Origin of the sequence: Streptomyces longisporus (assembly GCF_039532765.1) — a bacterium.
Taxonomy (GTDB): Bacteria; Actinomycetota; Actinomycetes; order Streptomycetales; family Streptomycetaceae; genus Streptomyces; species Streptomyces longisporus.
The window spans coordinates 636,411-651,214 of record NZ_BAAASG010000002.1 but is presented as its reverse complement, the minus strand read 5'-3'; the positions used below and the strand labels follow the sequence as shown (position 1 = coordinate 651,214).

The window sequence follows — 14,804 nt, the reverse complement described above, 5'->3', positions numbered from 1 at the left end:
CGAGCTGCAACTGCGCGGCCGGCAGGGGTCGTCATCCATACGGCCACGGTCGGCCCTGTCCCTCGGGCAGGGGCGAGGCCGACCGGACATCTGGCGCGGCGGTCAGGCGCCGACGTACTCCGCGAGGTGCTCGCCGGTGAGGGTGGAGCGGGCCGCGACCAGGTCGGCCGGGGTGCCCTCGAAGACGATGCGGCCGCCGTCGTGGCCGGCGCCGGGGCCGAGGTCGATGATCCAGTCGGCGTGCGCCATGACCGCCTGGTGGTGCTCGATGACGATCACGGACTTGCCGGAGTCCACCAACCGGTCCAGCAGACCGAGGAGTTGCTCGACGTCGGCAAGGTGGAGGCCGGTGGTCGGCTCGTCGAGGACGTAGACGCCGCCCTTCTCGCCCATGTGCGTGGCCAGCTTCAGTCGCTGGCGCTCACCGCCGGAGAGCGTGGTGAGCGGCTGGCCGAGGGTGAGATAGCCGAGCCCGACATCCGCGAGACGCTCCAGGACCTTGTGCGCGGCCGGAGTGCGGGCCTCACCCTCGGCGAAGAACTCCAGGGCCTGAGACACCGGCATCGCGAGCACCTCGGAGATGTCCCGGCCGCCGAGCCGGTATTCGAGGACCGAGGCGTCGAACCGCTTGCCCTCACAGTCCTCGCAGGTACTGGCGACCCCGGCCATCATCCCCAGGTCGGTGTAGATGACGCCCGCGCCGTTGCACGTCGGGCAGGCACCCTCGGAGTTGGCGCTGAACAGGGCGGGCTTGACGCCGTTGGCCTTGGCGAAGGCCTTGCGGATCGGTTCGAGCAGACCGGTGTACGTCGCCGGGTTGCTGCGCCGCGAACCCCGGATCGGGCTCTGGTCGACCGAGACGACCCCGAGCTCCGCGGGGATCGACCCGTGCACGAGCGAGCTCTTGCCGGACCCCGCGACACCGGTGATCACGGCGAGCACACCGAGCGGGATGTCCACGTCCACGTCCCGCAGGTTGTTCGCCGTGGCGCCGCGGATCTCCAGCGTGCCGGTGGACCTGCGCACCCCGTCCTTGAGCTTCGAGCGGTCGTCGAGGTGGCGCCCGGTGACCGTGTCGCTGCCGCGCAGCCCGTCGAGCGTGCCCTCGTAGCAGACGGTGCCGCCCGCCGTGCCGGCGCCGGGGCCGAGGTCGACGACATGGTCGGCGATCGCGATGACCTCCGGTTTGTGCTCGACGACGAGCACCGTGTTGCCCTTGTCCCGCAGCCGCAGCAGCAGACCGTTCATGCGCTGGATGTCGTGCGGGTGCAGACCCGCGGTCGGTTCGTCGAAGACGTAGGTGACGTCGGTGAGCGAGGAGCCGAGGTGGCGGATCATCTTCACGCGCTGCGCCTCACCACCGGAGAGCGTGCCGGCCGGCCGGTTCAGCGAGAGATAGCCGAGACCGATCTCGACGAACGAGTCGAGGGTCTGCTGCAGCGAGGTGAGCAGCGGCGCCACCGACGGCTCCGCCAGTCCGCGCACCCAGTCGGCCAGGTCCCTGATCTCCATCGCGCAGGCGTCCGCGATCGAGATCTTCTTGATCTTCGAGGAGCGGGCGTGCTCGGCGAGCCGAGTGCCCTCGCACTCGGGACAGACGGTGAAGGTGACCGCACGCTCCACGAAGGCCCGCACGTGCGGCTGCATCGCCTCCTTGTCCTTGGACAGCATCGACTTCTGGATGCGCGGGATCAGACCCTCGTAGGTCATGTTGATGCCCGCGATCTTCATCCGGGTCGGCTCCCGGTGCAGCAGGTCGTGCAGCTCCTTCTTGGTGAACTTGCTGATCGGCTTGTCCGGGTCGAAGAAGCCGGACTCCGCGTACAGCCGGGAGTTCCAGCCGCCCCCGGTGTAGCCGGGGATGGTGAACGCACCCTCGTTGATCGACTTGCTGTCGTCGTAGAGCTGGGTCAGATCCAGATCCGAGACCGAGCCGCGGCCCTCGCAGCGCGGGCACATGCCGCCCACCTTGTTGAAGGTGACCTTCTGCTTGGCGCCGCCGCCCACCGAGATCGCACCGGCTGCGGAGACCGAGGGGACGTTGAAGGCGAACGCCCCGGGCGGCCCGACGTAGGGCTTGCCGAGCCGGCTGAACAGGATCCGCAGCATCGCGTTGGCGTCGGTGGCGGTGCCGACCGTGGAGCGCGGGTCGGCGCCCATCCGCTGCTGGTCGACGCTGATAGCGGTGGTCAGACCGTCCAGGACGTCGACCTCCGGCCGCGACAGGCTGGGCATGAAGCCCTGCACGAAGGCGCTGTAGGTCTCGTTGATCAGGCGTTGCGACTCCGCGGCGATCGTGTCGAAGACCAGCGAGCTCTTGCCCGAGCCGGAGACACCCGTGAACACCGTCAGCCGGCGCTTGGGGATCTCGATGCTGACGTCCTTGAGGTTGTTCTCGCGTGCGCCGTGCACGCGGATCATGTCGTGGCTGTCTGCGGCGTGCAGCGCGGGCACCTGCGCGTTCGTCCTCTTCGCCGTGGTCATCGTCTCTCCATGGGTCGGTCCGGGCGGGCGCGGGAGTCGTCGTTCTGCGGTCACGTTAGCCGCGGCTCACCAGAGCGCGCTTCTCGATTCCTGATCGGTTCCTGCGCCGGGCCTGCAGCAGGACGCACGCGAGCGCGCCGAGCGCCACGGTGGCGAGCCCCGAGCCGCCGAGCGTCGCGCGCGGGCCCAGCGCCGTGGTGAGCGGTCCACCGAGCGCCGTGCCGAGCGGCGACGCGGTGAGCAGCACCGCGCTGCGGGCCGCGAGCATCGCCGCCAGGTGCTGCGGGGGCGACTTGGCCTGCAGCAGCGTCACCGAGAGGGCCACGAACGGGCCGTAGATCGCGCCGCCGAGCGTGAAGCACGCGACGGTGACGGCCGTCGGCGCACCGGCCCCGAACGGCACCAGTACGAGCCCCCAGGCCGTCATGATGCCGACCGTCACGGGCCACAGCGGCAGCCGCTGCAGCGCGCCGACCGCCAGCGAGCCGAGCACGGCCCCGAGGCCGAACAGCATCCAGTACAGGCCGAGCAGGGTGCCGGGTGCGTGCAGGTCCTCGGTCACATGCAGCGGCAGGGCGACCTCGACCGGGCCGTACAGGAAGTTGAAGAACCAGGTGAGCGCCAACAGCCCCAGCAGCTCGGGGCGGGACCGCAGCAGCGCGAGCCCGCCGCGGGCGGCCGTCCCGTCGACGGGGGACACCTGCCCCGACTCCGGCAGCCGGGTGCGTACGACGAGTGCGGCGAGGAAGACGTAGGTGAGGGCGTCCAGGCCCAGTACGAGCGCGGAGCTCCCGTAGGTGACCAGTACTCCGGCGAGGGCGGGCCCGGCGATCGTGGCGGCGAAGTCGAGCGAGCCCACGAGGGTGTTCGCGGCGAGCCGTTGCTCGTCCGGCAGCAACTCGGCGAGCAGCGTGTACTTGCCCGCACTGCCCCAGGCGTGCAGCAGCGACGAGACCGCGAGCAGCACGACGTACAGCCATGGTGAAAGCAGCCCCGCGAACCAGGCGAGCGGTACGGCGCCCAGGAACACACCCCGCACCACGCTGTCGGCGATCAGCAGCCGTCTGGCCGGCACCCGGCGCAGCCTGCGGCCGAGCAGGAGCGCGCCGAGCACGCCCGGCAGGGTGTACGCGGCGACCGCGCCACCGACCCACAGCCACGCACCGGCCTGCGGCGCGAGCTCGATGGCGAGCCACGCCACCGCGACGAAGCTCATGCCGTCGCCGAGGCAGGAGACCGCGAAGCCGAGGAACAGCCGCCGGAAGAGCCGGTGGGCGAGGACCGGCCGGTAGGTGGAGGGAACGAGGCGTCGGATCACCTGGGTCACGCTAGGTGTGGCCCCGTGGACTGCGCTTCTCGATTCCTGACCGCTCTGTACGGGGTGCCCGGTGAACGGCCGTCGCCGTCCACGCGTACCCCTGTGGTACGCCCGTCCAAGCGGGGCGGGGCCACCAGCGCCGAGATGGAGACGCACGTGTTGCCGCACCCCTCGCGAGGACGCACCGTACGCGTTCCGCCCACGACCCGGCTCGTACGCGGCGCGACACTGGCCGGCAGCCTGGCGCTCGTTCCGCTGGCCGCGGCCTGCGGCGGGGGTGAGGACGGCCTCTCCGAACGGTCCAGGGCGAGCAGGACGGCGGTGACCGCCGCCCCGGAGGCCGCAGTTGTGGCACCGGCGAAGGTGGAGGTCATCGCCGAACTGACCGGCTGCAAGGCCAGGATCCGGGTGGAGGCCGAGGAACTGCGCCAGGGCGTCTGCCACACGAAGAACGCCGACTACCTCATCACCACCTTCCCCCAGGAGGAGTTCCAGCAGGTCTGGCTGGACAGCGCCGCCATGTACGGGGGCAAGTACCTCGTGGGTACCCGCTGGGTGGTCAGCGCGCAGCCGAAGATGCTGGAGCGGTTCCGGCCCAGGCTCGGCGGGACCATCAGGCAACTGGGCGAGGCCGGCCCGACACCACAGCCGGGTGCGTCGTGAGCCGGGTCCTCTAACCGGCGGCCGACGGCGTCCCGAACCGGACCGAGACGCCCGGCGAGTACAGCACGCTGACCGGCGCCTCCGCCATCCGCGGCAGACCGGCCGCCGTGATCAACTCGTCGTCCAGGTCGAGCAGTTCGGCCCGGTGCAGCGGCCAGGGCGCGTGCTCGTTCGGCAGGTGCACCGTGCGGCCGTGCCAGGGGACGTGCATGCCCCAGCGGGCGGTGAGGAACAGCTCCAGCGGTGTGGGCTGCGCTATGGGCGCGCCGGGTCGCACCACGACCCGGCTTCGGGGGCCGCGTTCCGCGGATCGTCCGCGGCGGCAGGTGTAGATGATCCTGTCGTGCTCGCGGTGCAGCCGCATCGCCGACCACACATAGGGCAGCCGCACGCCCAGCCGCCCCACCAGCACGGGCAGCAGCCGGGTCGCGTCCAGGGAGCGGAACACGACACCGCGGCGGCCCTGCCCGTCCACCGAGTACAGCCGTACGTTCGTCTCGCAGAACGTTCCTAGATACGGCAGACCGGGCCCCGGGCCGAGGCCCACGCCGCGCATCAGGAACGGCACGAGGCCGACGTAGGTGACCCCGTCGAGGGTGTCCGGCCGGGTCCCGGAAGGCAGCAGAGGGGCCACCCGCTCCGGCTCCACCGGCCAGTGCAGGAAGGTCAGTTCGTGCCAGCCCTGCACCAGCGTCGGTCTGCGCACGGGCCGCGGGGTGGAGGGGGTGACCGGTTCGATCTCCATGCCCTGCCTTGTAGCACGCGGGCAGCGGCCCGGCGGCTCGAACGGGCCTGACTTCGCGGGCGTTGTGCGCGACGGCACAGTCATCGGCGTCCCTCCGGCGGGGCGGCGGTGCTGTGCCTGACCACCAGGCGGGTCGGGACGAGATCGGTGCCGGGCTTGGAGTCGCCGCGGGTGCGGATCTGCTGGAGGGCGTCCTGGACGCAGCGACGGCCGACCTCCGCGAAGTCCTGGTGGACCGTGGTCAGGGGCGGCACGAAGAAGGCGGCGTCGGGGATGTCGTCGAAGCCGACGACGCTGATGTCCGCGGGCACTCGCAGGCCGCGCTCGTGGAACGCGCGCAGCAGCCCCAGCGCCATCTGGTCGTTCGCGGCGAACACGGCGGTGCAGTCCGGCTCTTCGGCGAGCGTGAGCCCTGCCGCGTAGCCGGACTCGGCCGACCAGTCGCCGTGCAGGGGCGGCGGCACCGGGCGTCCCGCCTCCTCGAGGACCGTGCGCCAGGCCTGGGTGCGGCGCTGCCCGGCGAAGGACGTCTCCGGGCCGGTCACGTGCCAGACGGTGCGATGGCCCAGGTCGAGCAGGTGGCTGACGGCCTTGCGGGTGCCGTCGGCCTGGTCGGTGTCGACCACGCTGTAGCGGTCACCGGCGTCGGAGTCCACCACGACGACGTGTACGCCGGGCGGCAGCTGGACCGTGCCGGTGTCCAGCAGATGGATCTCCATGATGACGATGACGGCGTCGACGGCCAGCTCTCCCATGCGCGTGAACGCCCCCAGGACGTTGTCCTGGGTGGGGACGTCGATGGGGATCAGGGTGATCGCATACCCCTCGGCCGCGGCATGGGTGGCAATCGCCTCCACGGTGCGGCTGTTGCCCGTCGAGGACAGGCTGAAGAGGATCACGCCGATGGTGTTGAACTGGCCGTAGCGCAGTGCGCGCGCCGCGCTGTTGGGCCGGTAGCCCAGGTCCCGCATGGCCGAGAGCACCTGCTCCCGGGTCGAACTGATCACCCCGGGGTAGCCGTTGGAGACCCGCGAGACCGTCTGGGAGGACACGCCCGCGAGCTTGGCGACGTCGGCCATGGAGACCCGCTGCTTGCGGCGCCCGCCCGGGACGCCGGTGCTGCCCCGTTCCACCACTGGTGCCTCCCTCGGGTGCCCGACCTGTTGCGCGACGCACCGGATGTTACGCGTGAGGAGCCTTGACGGCCGCTGGGGCGGATGCCACGATTCCGGCGCCGCCGAGTTTACGTAAACATCCGTTGCGACGACAGGCCATGTTTACGTAAACATGCGGGGCGCCGAGCCGACCTCATGAAAGGCCACGTCGATGCGCAAGACCCCCACCCACCGCCTCGCTCCCCGGCTGCGCGCCGCCTGCGTGGCGGTCGCGATCGCCGCGGTCAGCGGCGCGACCCTCACCGGCAGCCCCGCCTCCGCGACACCGAAGACGGACACCACCCAGTTCAAGGGCGTCAACTGGGCCGACCCCCGGGACAACTACGCCAACGACCCCGTCGTCCTGTCCGGCCTGTCGCTCTCCGACACCTACGCCCAGACGTACACCAAGGCGAGCCGGGTCATCTCCGCGTTCCGCGCCAACCTCGGTGCCAACACCGTCCGGCTGCCCATCAACCCGTACACCGTCAACGGCTCGTACTGGAAGTCGTACCGCGGCGTGATCGACGCGGCGACGGCCAAGGGCTTCAAGGTGATCCTGTCGTACTGGGAGGGCACGGGCGCCCAGAAGGACGGCTTCATCGACGACGAGGCCACCTACTGGCCGATGTGGAACACCGTCGTCAAGGCCTACAAGGGCAACTCGAAGGTCTACTTCGAGCCGATGAACGAGCCGCACGGCTACACCGACACCCAGTGGGCCGACATCGCCGCCAAGTGGCTGTCGACATACGGATCCGTCCCCCGCAACCGGGTCTTCGTCAGTGGTGCCGGTTACAACGACCATGTCACCTCGGTCTGCGCCGACCCGCGGCTGAAGGGCACCTACCTGTCGTTGCACCACTACGGCTTCTGGAAGTCGTACGCCACCTACGACCAGTGGACCGCCGATCTCAAGGAGCGCATCGGCGACTGCGCGAGCCGTACGGTCATCGACGAGTTCGGCGCCCCGATGACCACCGGACTGAACTACAACAAGCCGGCGCCCGACGACAACTACGTCAACTTCATCCAGGCCGAGACCGACACCGCCCGCGAGCTGAAGATGGGCTCGGTGTACTGGCCGGGCCTGCGTACCGACGACATCTACTCGATACAGAAGCTCGTCGGCGACGCCTCCCGCCCCTGGCTGGCGACCACCAACCAGTCCGGCGCCGACCGTCTCGCCTGGGCCTGGGGCCGCGGCCGGCCCGTCCAGCCCTGACCCGCGCCACAGCCGCCGGACGGCCCCGGAGCCACTGGGCCCGGGGCCGTCCGGTCTCTCCCAAACGTCACGGCTACGGTTTGATGCCCACCCCGGTCCAGAGGCTGACCTCCGCGTCCGTGGCACCGGGGTCGCCGTCCGGGCGCCAGCGGTGGCCGACCGCGATTCCGGGGTCGAGCAGCTCCAGTCCGCTGAAGAACTTGGCGACGTCGTCCTTCGAGCGGAACTGCACCGGCGTGCCCGCACTGGTGTAGATGTCGGTGACCTTCTGCCAGGTGACCGGGTCGAAGTCGGGCGTGCAGTGGCTCAGGGCCAGCGCGCTGCCCGAGGGCAGGACGGCCAGCAGACGGTCCACGATGCCGTACGGGTCCTGCGCGTCCGTCACGAAGTGCATCAGGGCGTTGAGGGACAGTGCCACGGGCTGGTCCAGGTCCAGGACCTCGGCCAGCGCGGGGGAGTTCAGCAGCGCGGCCGGGTCGTTGACATCCGCCTCGATGTACGTGGTGCGGCCCTGGGCCGTGCTGCGCATCAGACGCTCGGCGTACTTGAGGACGAGCGGGTCGTTGTCCGCGTACACCACCCTCGCCTCGGGGACCACGGACTGGGCCACCTGGTGCAGGTTCGGCTCGGTGGGGATGCCGGTGCCGATGTCCAGCCACTGGCGGATGCCGTGCTCCTGGGCGAGCACCCGGGTGGCGCGATGCATGAACGCCCGGTTCTCACGGGCGCACACGAAGATCGCCGGATAGACCGAGGCGACGGTCTCCGCGGCCTGCTTGTCGACCTCGAAGTGGTCCTTGCCGCCGAGGTAGTAGTCGTACATCCGGGCGGAGTGGGGCCTGCTGGTGTCGATGTCCCGCGCGGCGTGCGAGTTGGTCATGCTGTCCCTTTCGGTGGGCGTGGGGGGTACAGGGCCGTCAGATGATCGGCGAGACCTCGTTTGACTCCCGCGACGAACGCGGTGATCTCCTCCGGGGTGTAGATCAGTGCGGGTCCTGCGGGGTCGGTCGACTGCCGCAGGGCCACCCGGCCGTCGGCGAGCTGTTTCGTCTGCACGCACTGGCCCCCGTTGGGACCGCTCCATGGAGACTCCCAGCCCTGTTCGCCGAGGTCCGACGCCGGCATGCCGTTGTAGACGCCGCGGACGGCGCCGTCGGCGCTGGTCATGAGTACTCCTTTCGCATGCGGTTCAGGAGCGCCCTGCTCTCCGTGTCCGAGGTCAGCAGGGACATGCGGTTGTGCGCCTCGAGATGGGCCGCGACGTCCGAGCGCTGGTCCAGGTACATGGCGCCGGAGAGGATCTCGCTGTAGACGATGTCGGGCAGCTCGGGCTCCTTGAACCGGAAGTAGGTGAACGGGGCGCACGCTCCGAGGTGGGCGCCCGCGGAGAACGGCACGACGTCGACGCTGACGTGCTCCAGCTCCGAGACCTCCAGGAGCCGGTCGATCTGCTCCCGCATCACCTCGGGCCCGCCCACCACCCGGTGCAGCACCGTCTCTTCGAGTACCACCCACAGCGTGGGCGCATCGGGTCTCTCCAGCAGGCTCTGCCGGCGCAGCCGCAGATCCACCCGCCGCTCCAGCTCCTCCTCGCTGCCGCTCGGGAAGCCGCCGCGCAGCACCTCGCGCGCGTAGTCGTGGGTCTGCAGCAGCCCGGTCACATAGTGCGGCTCGTAGGTGCGCAGCGTCGTCGCCCCGGACTCCAGGCTGACGTAGCCGCTGAACCAGCTCGGCAGCACATCGCGGTACACATGCCACCAGCCGGGCTCGTTGGCCCGCTCGGCGAGGGCGACGAACTCGTCGATCTCCTGCCGGTCGGCACCGTACGTCTCCAGCAGCTTGTCCACGTACAGGGGCTTGAGGCCGACCTCCGCCTTCTCCAGGCGGCGGATGGTCAAGGACGTCACCCGCAGGGCCCTGGCCGCCTCGTCCAGCGTCAGACCCGCATCCTGGCGCCGCTCCTGCAGCCGCCGACCGAGGATCATGCGCAGAACGGTGGGTGCGCTGGGGCTGTTGCCCGCGCCCGACCGACCTTCGTTCACCACGCACTACCTCCTGAGTCGCCGTCACCGCGTCGCCGACGAAAGCGACTTGCCGATGCGGTCGGACAGATACCGGCTCCATGAAATTATCAGGCAGCTGGTTGCAGCTTGAACTGCCCTGTGAGCATAGTTACTTACGTGATTCGTTTCGACGGTCACTGCGCGCCCCGCTCCCCACGGAAGGCAACTGCGTGTCCCCCCACACGACTTCCTCGCCGCAGCTCTTAGACGCCCCGAACCAGGAGCGCACCCACTGGCTCGAACTGCCGCCGCACCGCTCCAGCATCAAGGTCGCCCGCCGTTCCATCGGCGCGCGGCTGAGTGCCTGGCGGCTGCCGGGCGACCTGTGTGCGGACGCCGTCCTGCTCGTGTCCGAACTGGCCACCAACGCCGTACGGCACACGCTCAGCGCCCGGATCCTGTGCGGCATCGGGCTCATCACCGACCAGTGCCTGCGCCTCGAGGTCCACGACCACGACCGCAGCGACCGCGCCCTGCCCCGGTGCGAGCCGTGCCCCGACGACGAGAGCGGCCGCGGGCTGCTCATCGTGGAGGCGGTCGCGGACAGCTGGGGAGTCGACCGGTCCAGACTCACCGGCGGCAACGCCGTGTGGGCACACCTGACGGCCTGAGAGCTTGACGAGGAAGGGCGTTCAGCCCTTCTGGGGGGTCAGCTCGGCGAGCAGCAGGGTGCGGTCGTCGGCGGCGGCCGCGGCGGAAGGGGTGCTCAGCAGCCGTCGGCACAGGGACTGCAGGTGATCCTGCTCGCCGGCTGCCGCGGACTCGACGGCCGCCGCATCCAGGGCGCGCGCGAGGCGGACGATCTCCTGGTCGATGTCGGCGTCCCGGGACTCGACCAGGCCGTCGCTGTACAGGACGAGCAGAGCGGGCTCGTCCACGGCCAGTACGGTCGCCTCGTAGCTGCCCGTGCCCAGCCCCAGGGGCAGGCCCGGGCCGGCGAGCGCGACCGGCGACGTCCGGCCGTCGGGGCCGCGCAGCAGCGGGGGCGGGTGGCCGGCCCCCACCAGGGTGCAGGTGTGCCGCCGGGCGTCCCACTCGGCGTACATACAGGTCGCGAACGAGGCTCCCGGGGTGTCGCAGGCGAGTGCGTCGAGGCGGCGTATGAGATCGGCCGGCGGGATGTCGAGGGTCGCCAGCGTGCGGACGGCGGTGCGCAGCTGGATCATCGCGACGGCGGACTCCGGGCCGTGCCCCATGGCGTCCCCGACGACCAGACTGACCCGGTCACCGGGCCGTCTCAGCACGTCGAACCAGTCACCGCCGATGATGTTGCCCTGCCCGGCGGGCAGACAGCCGTGTGCGATGCGGCAGCCCTCGACCTCCTGCGCCGTGCCGGGCAGCAGGCTGTTGCGGATGGCCAGGGCGGTACGGCGCTCGCGCTCGTAGCGGCGCGCGTTGTCCAGGGCCGTGGCGGCGCGTGCGGCCAGCGCCTCCGCGGCCACCACATCCGCGGGCCGGAAGGGGGCCCGGTCCGGGCCGCGCGAGCAGGCGACGAAGCCGACCGCGGTGCCCCGCAGCTGCAGCGGGACGACGACGAAGGACGACACGTGCAGCAGCTCGTCGATCCGCGCGTCGCCGCCCCCGGAGGCCACAAGGCGCTGGGAGGTGTGCGGGTCGATCGTGTCGAGCAACTGCGCGTGCCCGGCGGCGAGCGCACGCGCATACGGCGTCTCGCGCGGGAAGACGATCACCTCGCCGACCGGGAGCACGCCCTCCCAGTCCTCCACCGCGTCCGTGCCGATGCGCAGCGCCAGCCGGCGCGCCTCTATCTGGGGCGGGTCCGCGACGGCGTACGCGTTCTCGTCGCGCAGCCAGCGCTCCAGCAGGTAGATCGAGGCCGCATCGCAGAAGCCGGGGGTCAGCGCGTGCACGACATGGCTGCCGGTCAGCCCCAGGTCGAGTTCCGAACCGATGGCGTCGGCGGCGGGGGAGAAAGCCGACCGGCGGGGCGAGGGCAGTGCGGCGGGGGGTACGTCGGTGCGGCTGTGCGGTTCGTTCCGCAGGGGTCGTGCCTTTCCGGGTGGGGGCCGGGCGCACGGCGATGAGGGTGGCTCGCCGTGTGTCGTCGGCAACTATATGATGTCGCGTCAAGGCCCCTGGCCGGGAAGGGAGTTGTAGTGCTCGACAACGAACGGATCCCGCCGGGGACCGATCCGGACAAGGCGAGTGTGGCCCGCATGTACGACGCCATGCTGGGCGGTCAGCACAATTTCGCCATAGACCGGGAAGCGGTGGCGGCCGTCACGGGCATCGATCCCCAGGTGCGCACGCTGGCCCGGGCCAACCGCGCCTTCCTCGGACGGGCCGTGCGCCACCTGGTCGACGCCGGGGTGCGGCAGTTCATCGACCTCGGCTCCGGCATCCCCACCCAGGGCAATGTGCACGAGGTGGCCCAGACGGCGAGCCCGGGGGCCCGGGTGGTCTACGTGGACAAGGACCCCGTGGCCGTGGCCCACAGCACCTCCCTGCTCGCGGACAACCCGGACGCGGACATCGTCGACGCCGACATCCGCCGGCCGGCCGACGTCCTCGCCGCCCCGAAACTGCGCAAACTGATCGACTTCGAGCAGCCCGTGGCCGTCCTGATGGTCGCGATCCTGCACTTCGTCACGCCCGAGGAGAACCCCGCCGGTATCGTCGCCGCCTTCCGGGACGCCCTGCCCGAGGGCGGCTGGCTGGCACTGACCCACGCCACGAACGAGGACCGCCCGGACACCGCCGCCGCCGTGAGCAAGCTGTACAGCGCCAGGGCCACCTCCCCGGTCACCGCCCGCTCCCACGACGAGATCCGCGACCTGTTCACCGGCTTCGACCTCGTGAAGCCGGGCCTGGTCCACGTACCCCTGTGGCGCCCGGACCCCGGCGACCCGATCCCGGAGAAGCCGTCGGAGTACTGGGTGTATGCGGGAGTCGGCCGCAAGGCCGGGTAGCCGGGCGCACCATGTCCGGGTGCCGGTCGCCGTGCGCTGTCGATTCGGCGGACCCTCGTTCGTGTAGAGGTCGAGAGGCCGGCACCGGGCCGGCCCGAGCCCAGGGCTGTGAGAACGATGACCCATGTATCCACGCTGCTCACCGGACGGGGCCTGGTCGAGTCACCCCGCTGGCACGGCGACCGGCTGTATTTCTCCGACTGGACGGCCGGCGAGGTCCTCGCCGTCGACCGGGACGGCCGCACCGAGGTCGTCGCAAAGGTGCCCTCGCTGCCGCTGTGCACCGCCTGGCTGCCCGACGGCCGACTGCTGATCGTCTCGTCAGGAGAAGGGCGGTTGCTGCGCCGCGAGACCGACGGCAGCCTCGTCGAGTACGCGGATCTCGGCATCCCGGGCTGGAACGACATCGTGGCGGACGGCCGCGGCAACACCTACGTCAACCGCGCCCACTTCGACCCCATGGCGGGCGAGGCCGTCGAACCCGGCTCCGTCCACCTGGCCACGCCCGACGGCTCGGTCCGTGAGGTGGCCGACGACATCGCCTTTCCCAACGGCATGGCGGTGACCGCCGACGACACCACCCTGATCGTCGCCGACTCCTACCGCCACCGCCTGCTCGCCTTCGACATCGAGGCCGACGGCACCCTGTCGCACCGGCGCATCTGGGCCGACCTCGGCCAGGGCGTCCCGGACGGCATCTGCATCGACGCGGAGAACGCCGTCTGGTACGCGGACGTGCCCGACCGGCGGTGCGTACGGGTCGCGGAAGGCGGCGCCGTCCTGCAGACCGTGCCCCTGGACCGCGGGGCCTTCGCCTGCGTGCTCGGCGGCCCCGACCGCAGCACGCTGTTCATCACCGCGGCACGATGGCAGGGCATGACCGAGACCGAGATGGTGACACCCGGAACCGGCCAGGTGCTCGCGGTGCCGGTCGAGGTACCGGGAGCAGGACGGCCGTAGCAGAGTGCCGCCTGCGCCTCACAGGAACGGCGTGCCCGCATCGAGTCCCGACAGGACCCGGCCGTAGATCTCCAGATTGGTGGCGGGATTGACGAACGAATGCAGATTCAGGGCCTGCACATCGCGCACCACCCGCTGAATGGGCACCTCCCGGTGCAGCGAGGACGCCCCGGAGGCGGAGGCGATCAGGTCGACGGCCTCCTTGCACAGGCGTGCGACATAGCCGCTCTGCCCGCGGATCCTGGCGCGCTCCTGATGACCGTACGGTTCGCCGGCCTCGATACGGGCGACGAAGTCGCTGGTCAGCAGCTCGGCGCAGGAGATCTTCAGCGCCGCCTCGGCCGCCTGGAGATGGGTGACCGTCGCCTCGTTCTGCCGCTGGTGGAACGTATAGGTGATGCCCCGCCGATGGATCCGGCCGGTGAACTCCTCCAGCGCAGCCCGCGCCAGGCCGAGCGCGTTCGGGGCCGTCCAGGCGCAGAACATCAGCAGGACGGGCATCCGGTAGAAGGGGTCGTCGGCGTTCGACTTGGAGGGGAACTCGCCGTTGAGGAGGGGCCCGAGGGGCATCGCCCGGTGGGCGGGCACGAACACGTCACGGGCGACCACGCTGTTGCTGCCACTGCCCGCCAGCCCGGAGACATACCAGTCGTCCAGGATCTCCAACTCGGCCATGGGTACGGCGGTCCACAGCATCTCGGGCGGCCCCTCACCGGACTCCACGCGCACCGTCAGCAGATGCCAGTCGGCGTGCCGGCAGCCAGTCGCGAAGCGCGAGGTGCCGTTGACGACATAGCCGTCGGCCGTGGCGACCGCGGTGGCGTCCGGGACGAGGGTGCCGCCGACCCGTACATCAGGACTGGTGAAGATCTCGTCCTGCGCCTCGTCGGGGAAGAGCGCCGCGATGAACGCGCAGCCGGCCTGGATCAGGGCCGTGAAGCCGGTCGAGCCGCACGCGGCGGCGATCTCGGCCAGGGCGTCGACCTGGGTGCGCAACCGGGTCTGGTAACCGCCGTACCGCCAGGGCACGTTCATCCGGTGGATCCCGGCCTCCGTCAGCGCCGCGACGACCTCGCCCGGCACACTCCTCTCCTGCTCGGTACGGAGGGCCTGCTCGCGGATCAGCGGTGCGATCGCGCGTGCGCGTTCGACGATGCCGGCGTCGGAACGTGGTGCGGACGACGAAGCCATGGACGACCTCCGGGCACGACGGGCCCTCACCGTGACCCGGATCGTGCGCCGTGTCAACGGCGCCCGCAACG

Annotated in this window: 14 protein-coding genes; 5 read left to right on the top strand and 9 right to left on the bottom strand. The window is 70.8% G+C overall.

Features of this window, described 5'->3' with window-relative positions; all coding sequences use genetic code 11:
- Positions 1-102 precede the first annotated feature (102 nt).
- Together ABD355_RS04560 and ABD355_RS04555 are read right to left on the bottom strand one after the other, a co-directional pair.
- The gene (locus tag ABD355_RS04560; RefSeq protein WP_344398724.1) at positions 103-2,484 is read right to left on the bottom strand and encodes an ATP-binding cassette domain-containing protein; all 2,382 of its coding nucleotides are present in this window, start codon (positions 2,482-2,484) and stop codon (positions 103-105) included.
- Between the two features lie 55 nt (positions 2,485-2,539).
- Positions 2,540-3,802 carry an MFS transporter gene (locus ABD355_RS04555; protein ID WP_344398723.1) on the bottom strand — a complete coding sequence of 421 codons (1,263 nt, stop codon included), beginning with the start codon at positions 3,800-3,802 and terminating at the stop codon, positions 2,540-2,542.
- Positions 3,803-3,826: 24 nt separating this feature from the next.
- Between ABD355_RS04555 and ABD355_RS04550 the strand changes: the two genes are divergently transcribed.
- Positions 3,827-4,465, top strand: a complete 639-nt coding sequence (locus tag ABD355_RS04550; protein ID WP_344398722.1) for a hypothetical protein — start codon at positions 3,827-3,829, stop codon at positions 4,463-4,465.
- A gap of 10 nt (positions 4,466-4,475) precedes the next feature.
- Here the strand turns inward: ABD355_RS04550 and ABD355_RS04545 are convergent, their stop codons facing one another.
- Complete coding sequence (locus ABD355_RS04545) at positions 4,476-5,210, bottom strand: YqjF family protein (protein WP_344398721.1); 735 nt, start codon at positions 5,208-5,210, stop codon at positions 4,476-4,478.
- Positions 5,211-5,290: 80 nt separating this feature from the next.
- Complete coding sequence (locus ABD355_RS04540; RefSeq protein WP_344398720.1) at positions 5,291-6,346, bottom strand: LacI family DNA-binding transcriptional regulator; 1,056 nt, start codon at positions 6,344-6,346, stop codon at positions 5,291-5,293.
- A 190-nt stretch (positions 6,347-6,536) separates the two neighbouring features.
- Here ABD355_RS04540 and ABD355_RS04535 point away from each other — a divergent pair, with 190 nt between their 5' ends.
- The gene (locus ABD355_RS04535) at positions 6,537-7,589 is read left to right on the top strand and encodes a glycoside hydrolase family 5 protein (protein WP_344398719.1); all 1,053 of its coding nucleotides are present in this window, start codon (positions 6,537-6,539) and stop codon (positions 7,587-7,589) included.
- A 73-nt stretch (positions 7,590-7,662) separates the two neighbouring features.
- Here ABD355_RS04535 and ABD355_RS04530 read toward each other — a convergent pair whose 3' ends face one another.
- From ABD355_RS04530 to ABD355_RS04520, 3 genes are read right to left on the bottom strand one after another with little or no spacing between them, the layout of a single operon-like run.
- Complete coding sequence (locus ABD355_RS04530; protein ID WP_344398718.1) at positions 7,663-8,469, bottom strand: SAM-dependent methyltransferase; 807 nt, start codon at positions 8,467-8,469, stop codon at positions 7,663-7,665.
- Positions 8,466-8,756: a DUF397 domain-containing protein gene (locus ABD355_RS04525; RefSeq protein WP_344398717.1), complete on the bottom strand. Its 291-nt coding sequence runs from the start codon at positions 8,754-8,756 to the stop codon at positions 8,466-8,468. Before ABD355_RS04525 ends, ABD355_RS04530 begins: the two co-directional genes overlap by 4 nt.
- Positions 8,753-9,631, bottom strand: coding sequence for a helix-turn-helix domain-containing protein (locus ABD355_RS04520; RefSeq protein ID WP_344399043.1), 879 nt, complete (start codon positions 9,629-9,631; stop codon positions 8,753-8,755). The genes ABD355_RS04525 and ABD355_RS04520 overlap by 4 nt, the downstream gene beginning before the upstream one ends.
- Positions 9,632-9,822: 191 nt before the next feature.
- On the opposite strand from ABD355_RS04520, the gene ABD355_RS04515 reads away from it, so the two are divergent.
- Positions 9,823-10,263 carry an ATP-binding protein gene (locus ABD355_RS04515; protein ID WP_344398716.1) on the top strand — a complete coding sequence of 147 codons (441 nt, stop codon included), beginning with the start codon at positions 9,823-9,825 and terminating at the stop codon, positions 10,261-10,263.
- 21 nt (positions 10,264-10,284) lie between these two features.
- Here the strand turns inward: ABD355_RS04515 and ABD355_RS04510 are convergent, their stop codons facing one another.
- The gene (locus ABD355_RS04510) at positions 10,285-11,724 is read right to left on the bottom strand and encodes a PP2C family protein-serine/threonine phosphatase (protein ID WP_344398715.1); all 1,440 of its coding nucleotides are present in this window, start codon (positions 11,722-11,724) and stop codon (positions 10,285-10,287) included.
- A 105-nt stretch (positions 11,725-11,829) separates the two neighbouring features.
- On the opposite strand from ABD355_RS04510, the gene ABD355_RS04505 reads away from it, so the two are divergent.
- Positions 11,830-12,582 carry an SAM-dependent methyltransferase gene (locus tag ABD355_RS04505; protein ID WP_425585703.1) on the top strand — a complete coding sequence of 251 codons (753 nt, stop codon included), beginning with the start codon at positions 11,830-11,832 and terminating at the stop codon, positions 12,580-12,582.
- A 117-nt stretch (positions 12,583-12,699) separates the two neighbouring features.
- Positions 12,700-13,542, top strand: coding sequence for an SMP-30/gluconolactonase/LRE family protein (locus ABD355_RS04500; RefSeq protein WP_344398713.1), 843 nt, complete (start codon positions 12,700-12,702; stop codon positions 13,540-13,542).
- Between the two features lie 18 nt (positions 13,543-13,560).
- On the opposite strand, the gene ABD355_RS04495 is transcribed toward ABD355_RS04500, so the two are convergent.
- On the bottom strand, positions 13,561-14,733 hold the full coding sequence (locus ABD355_RS04495) for an acyl-CoA dehydrogenase family protein (protein ID WP_344398712.1): 1,173 nt from the start codon (positions 14,731-14,733) through the stop codon (positions 13,561-13,563).
- Positions 14,734-14,804: the final 71 nt, after the last annotated feature.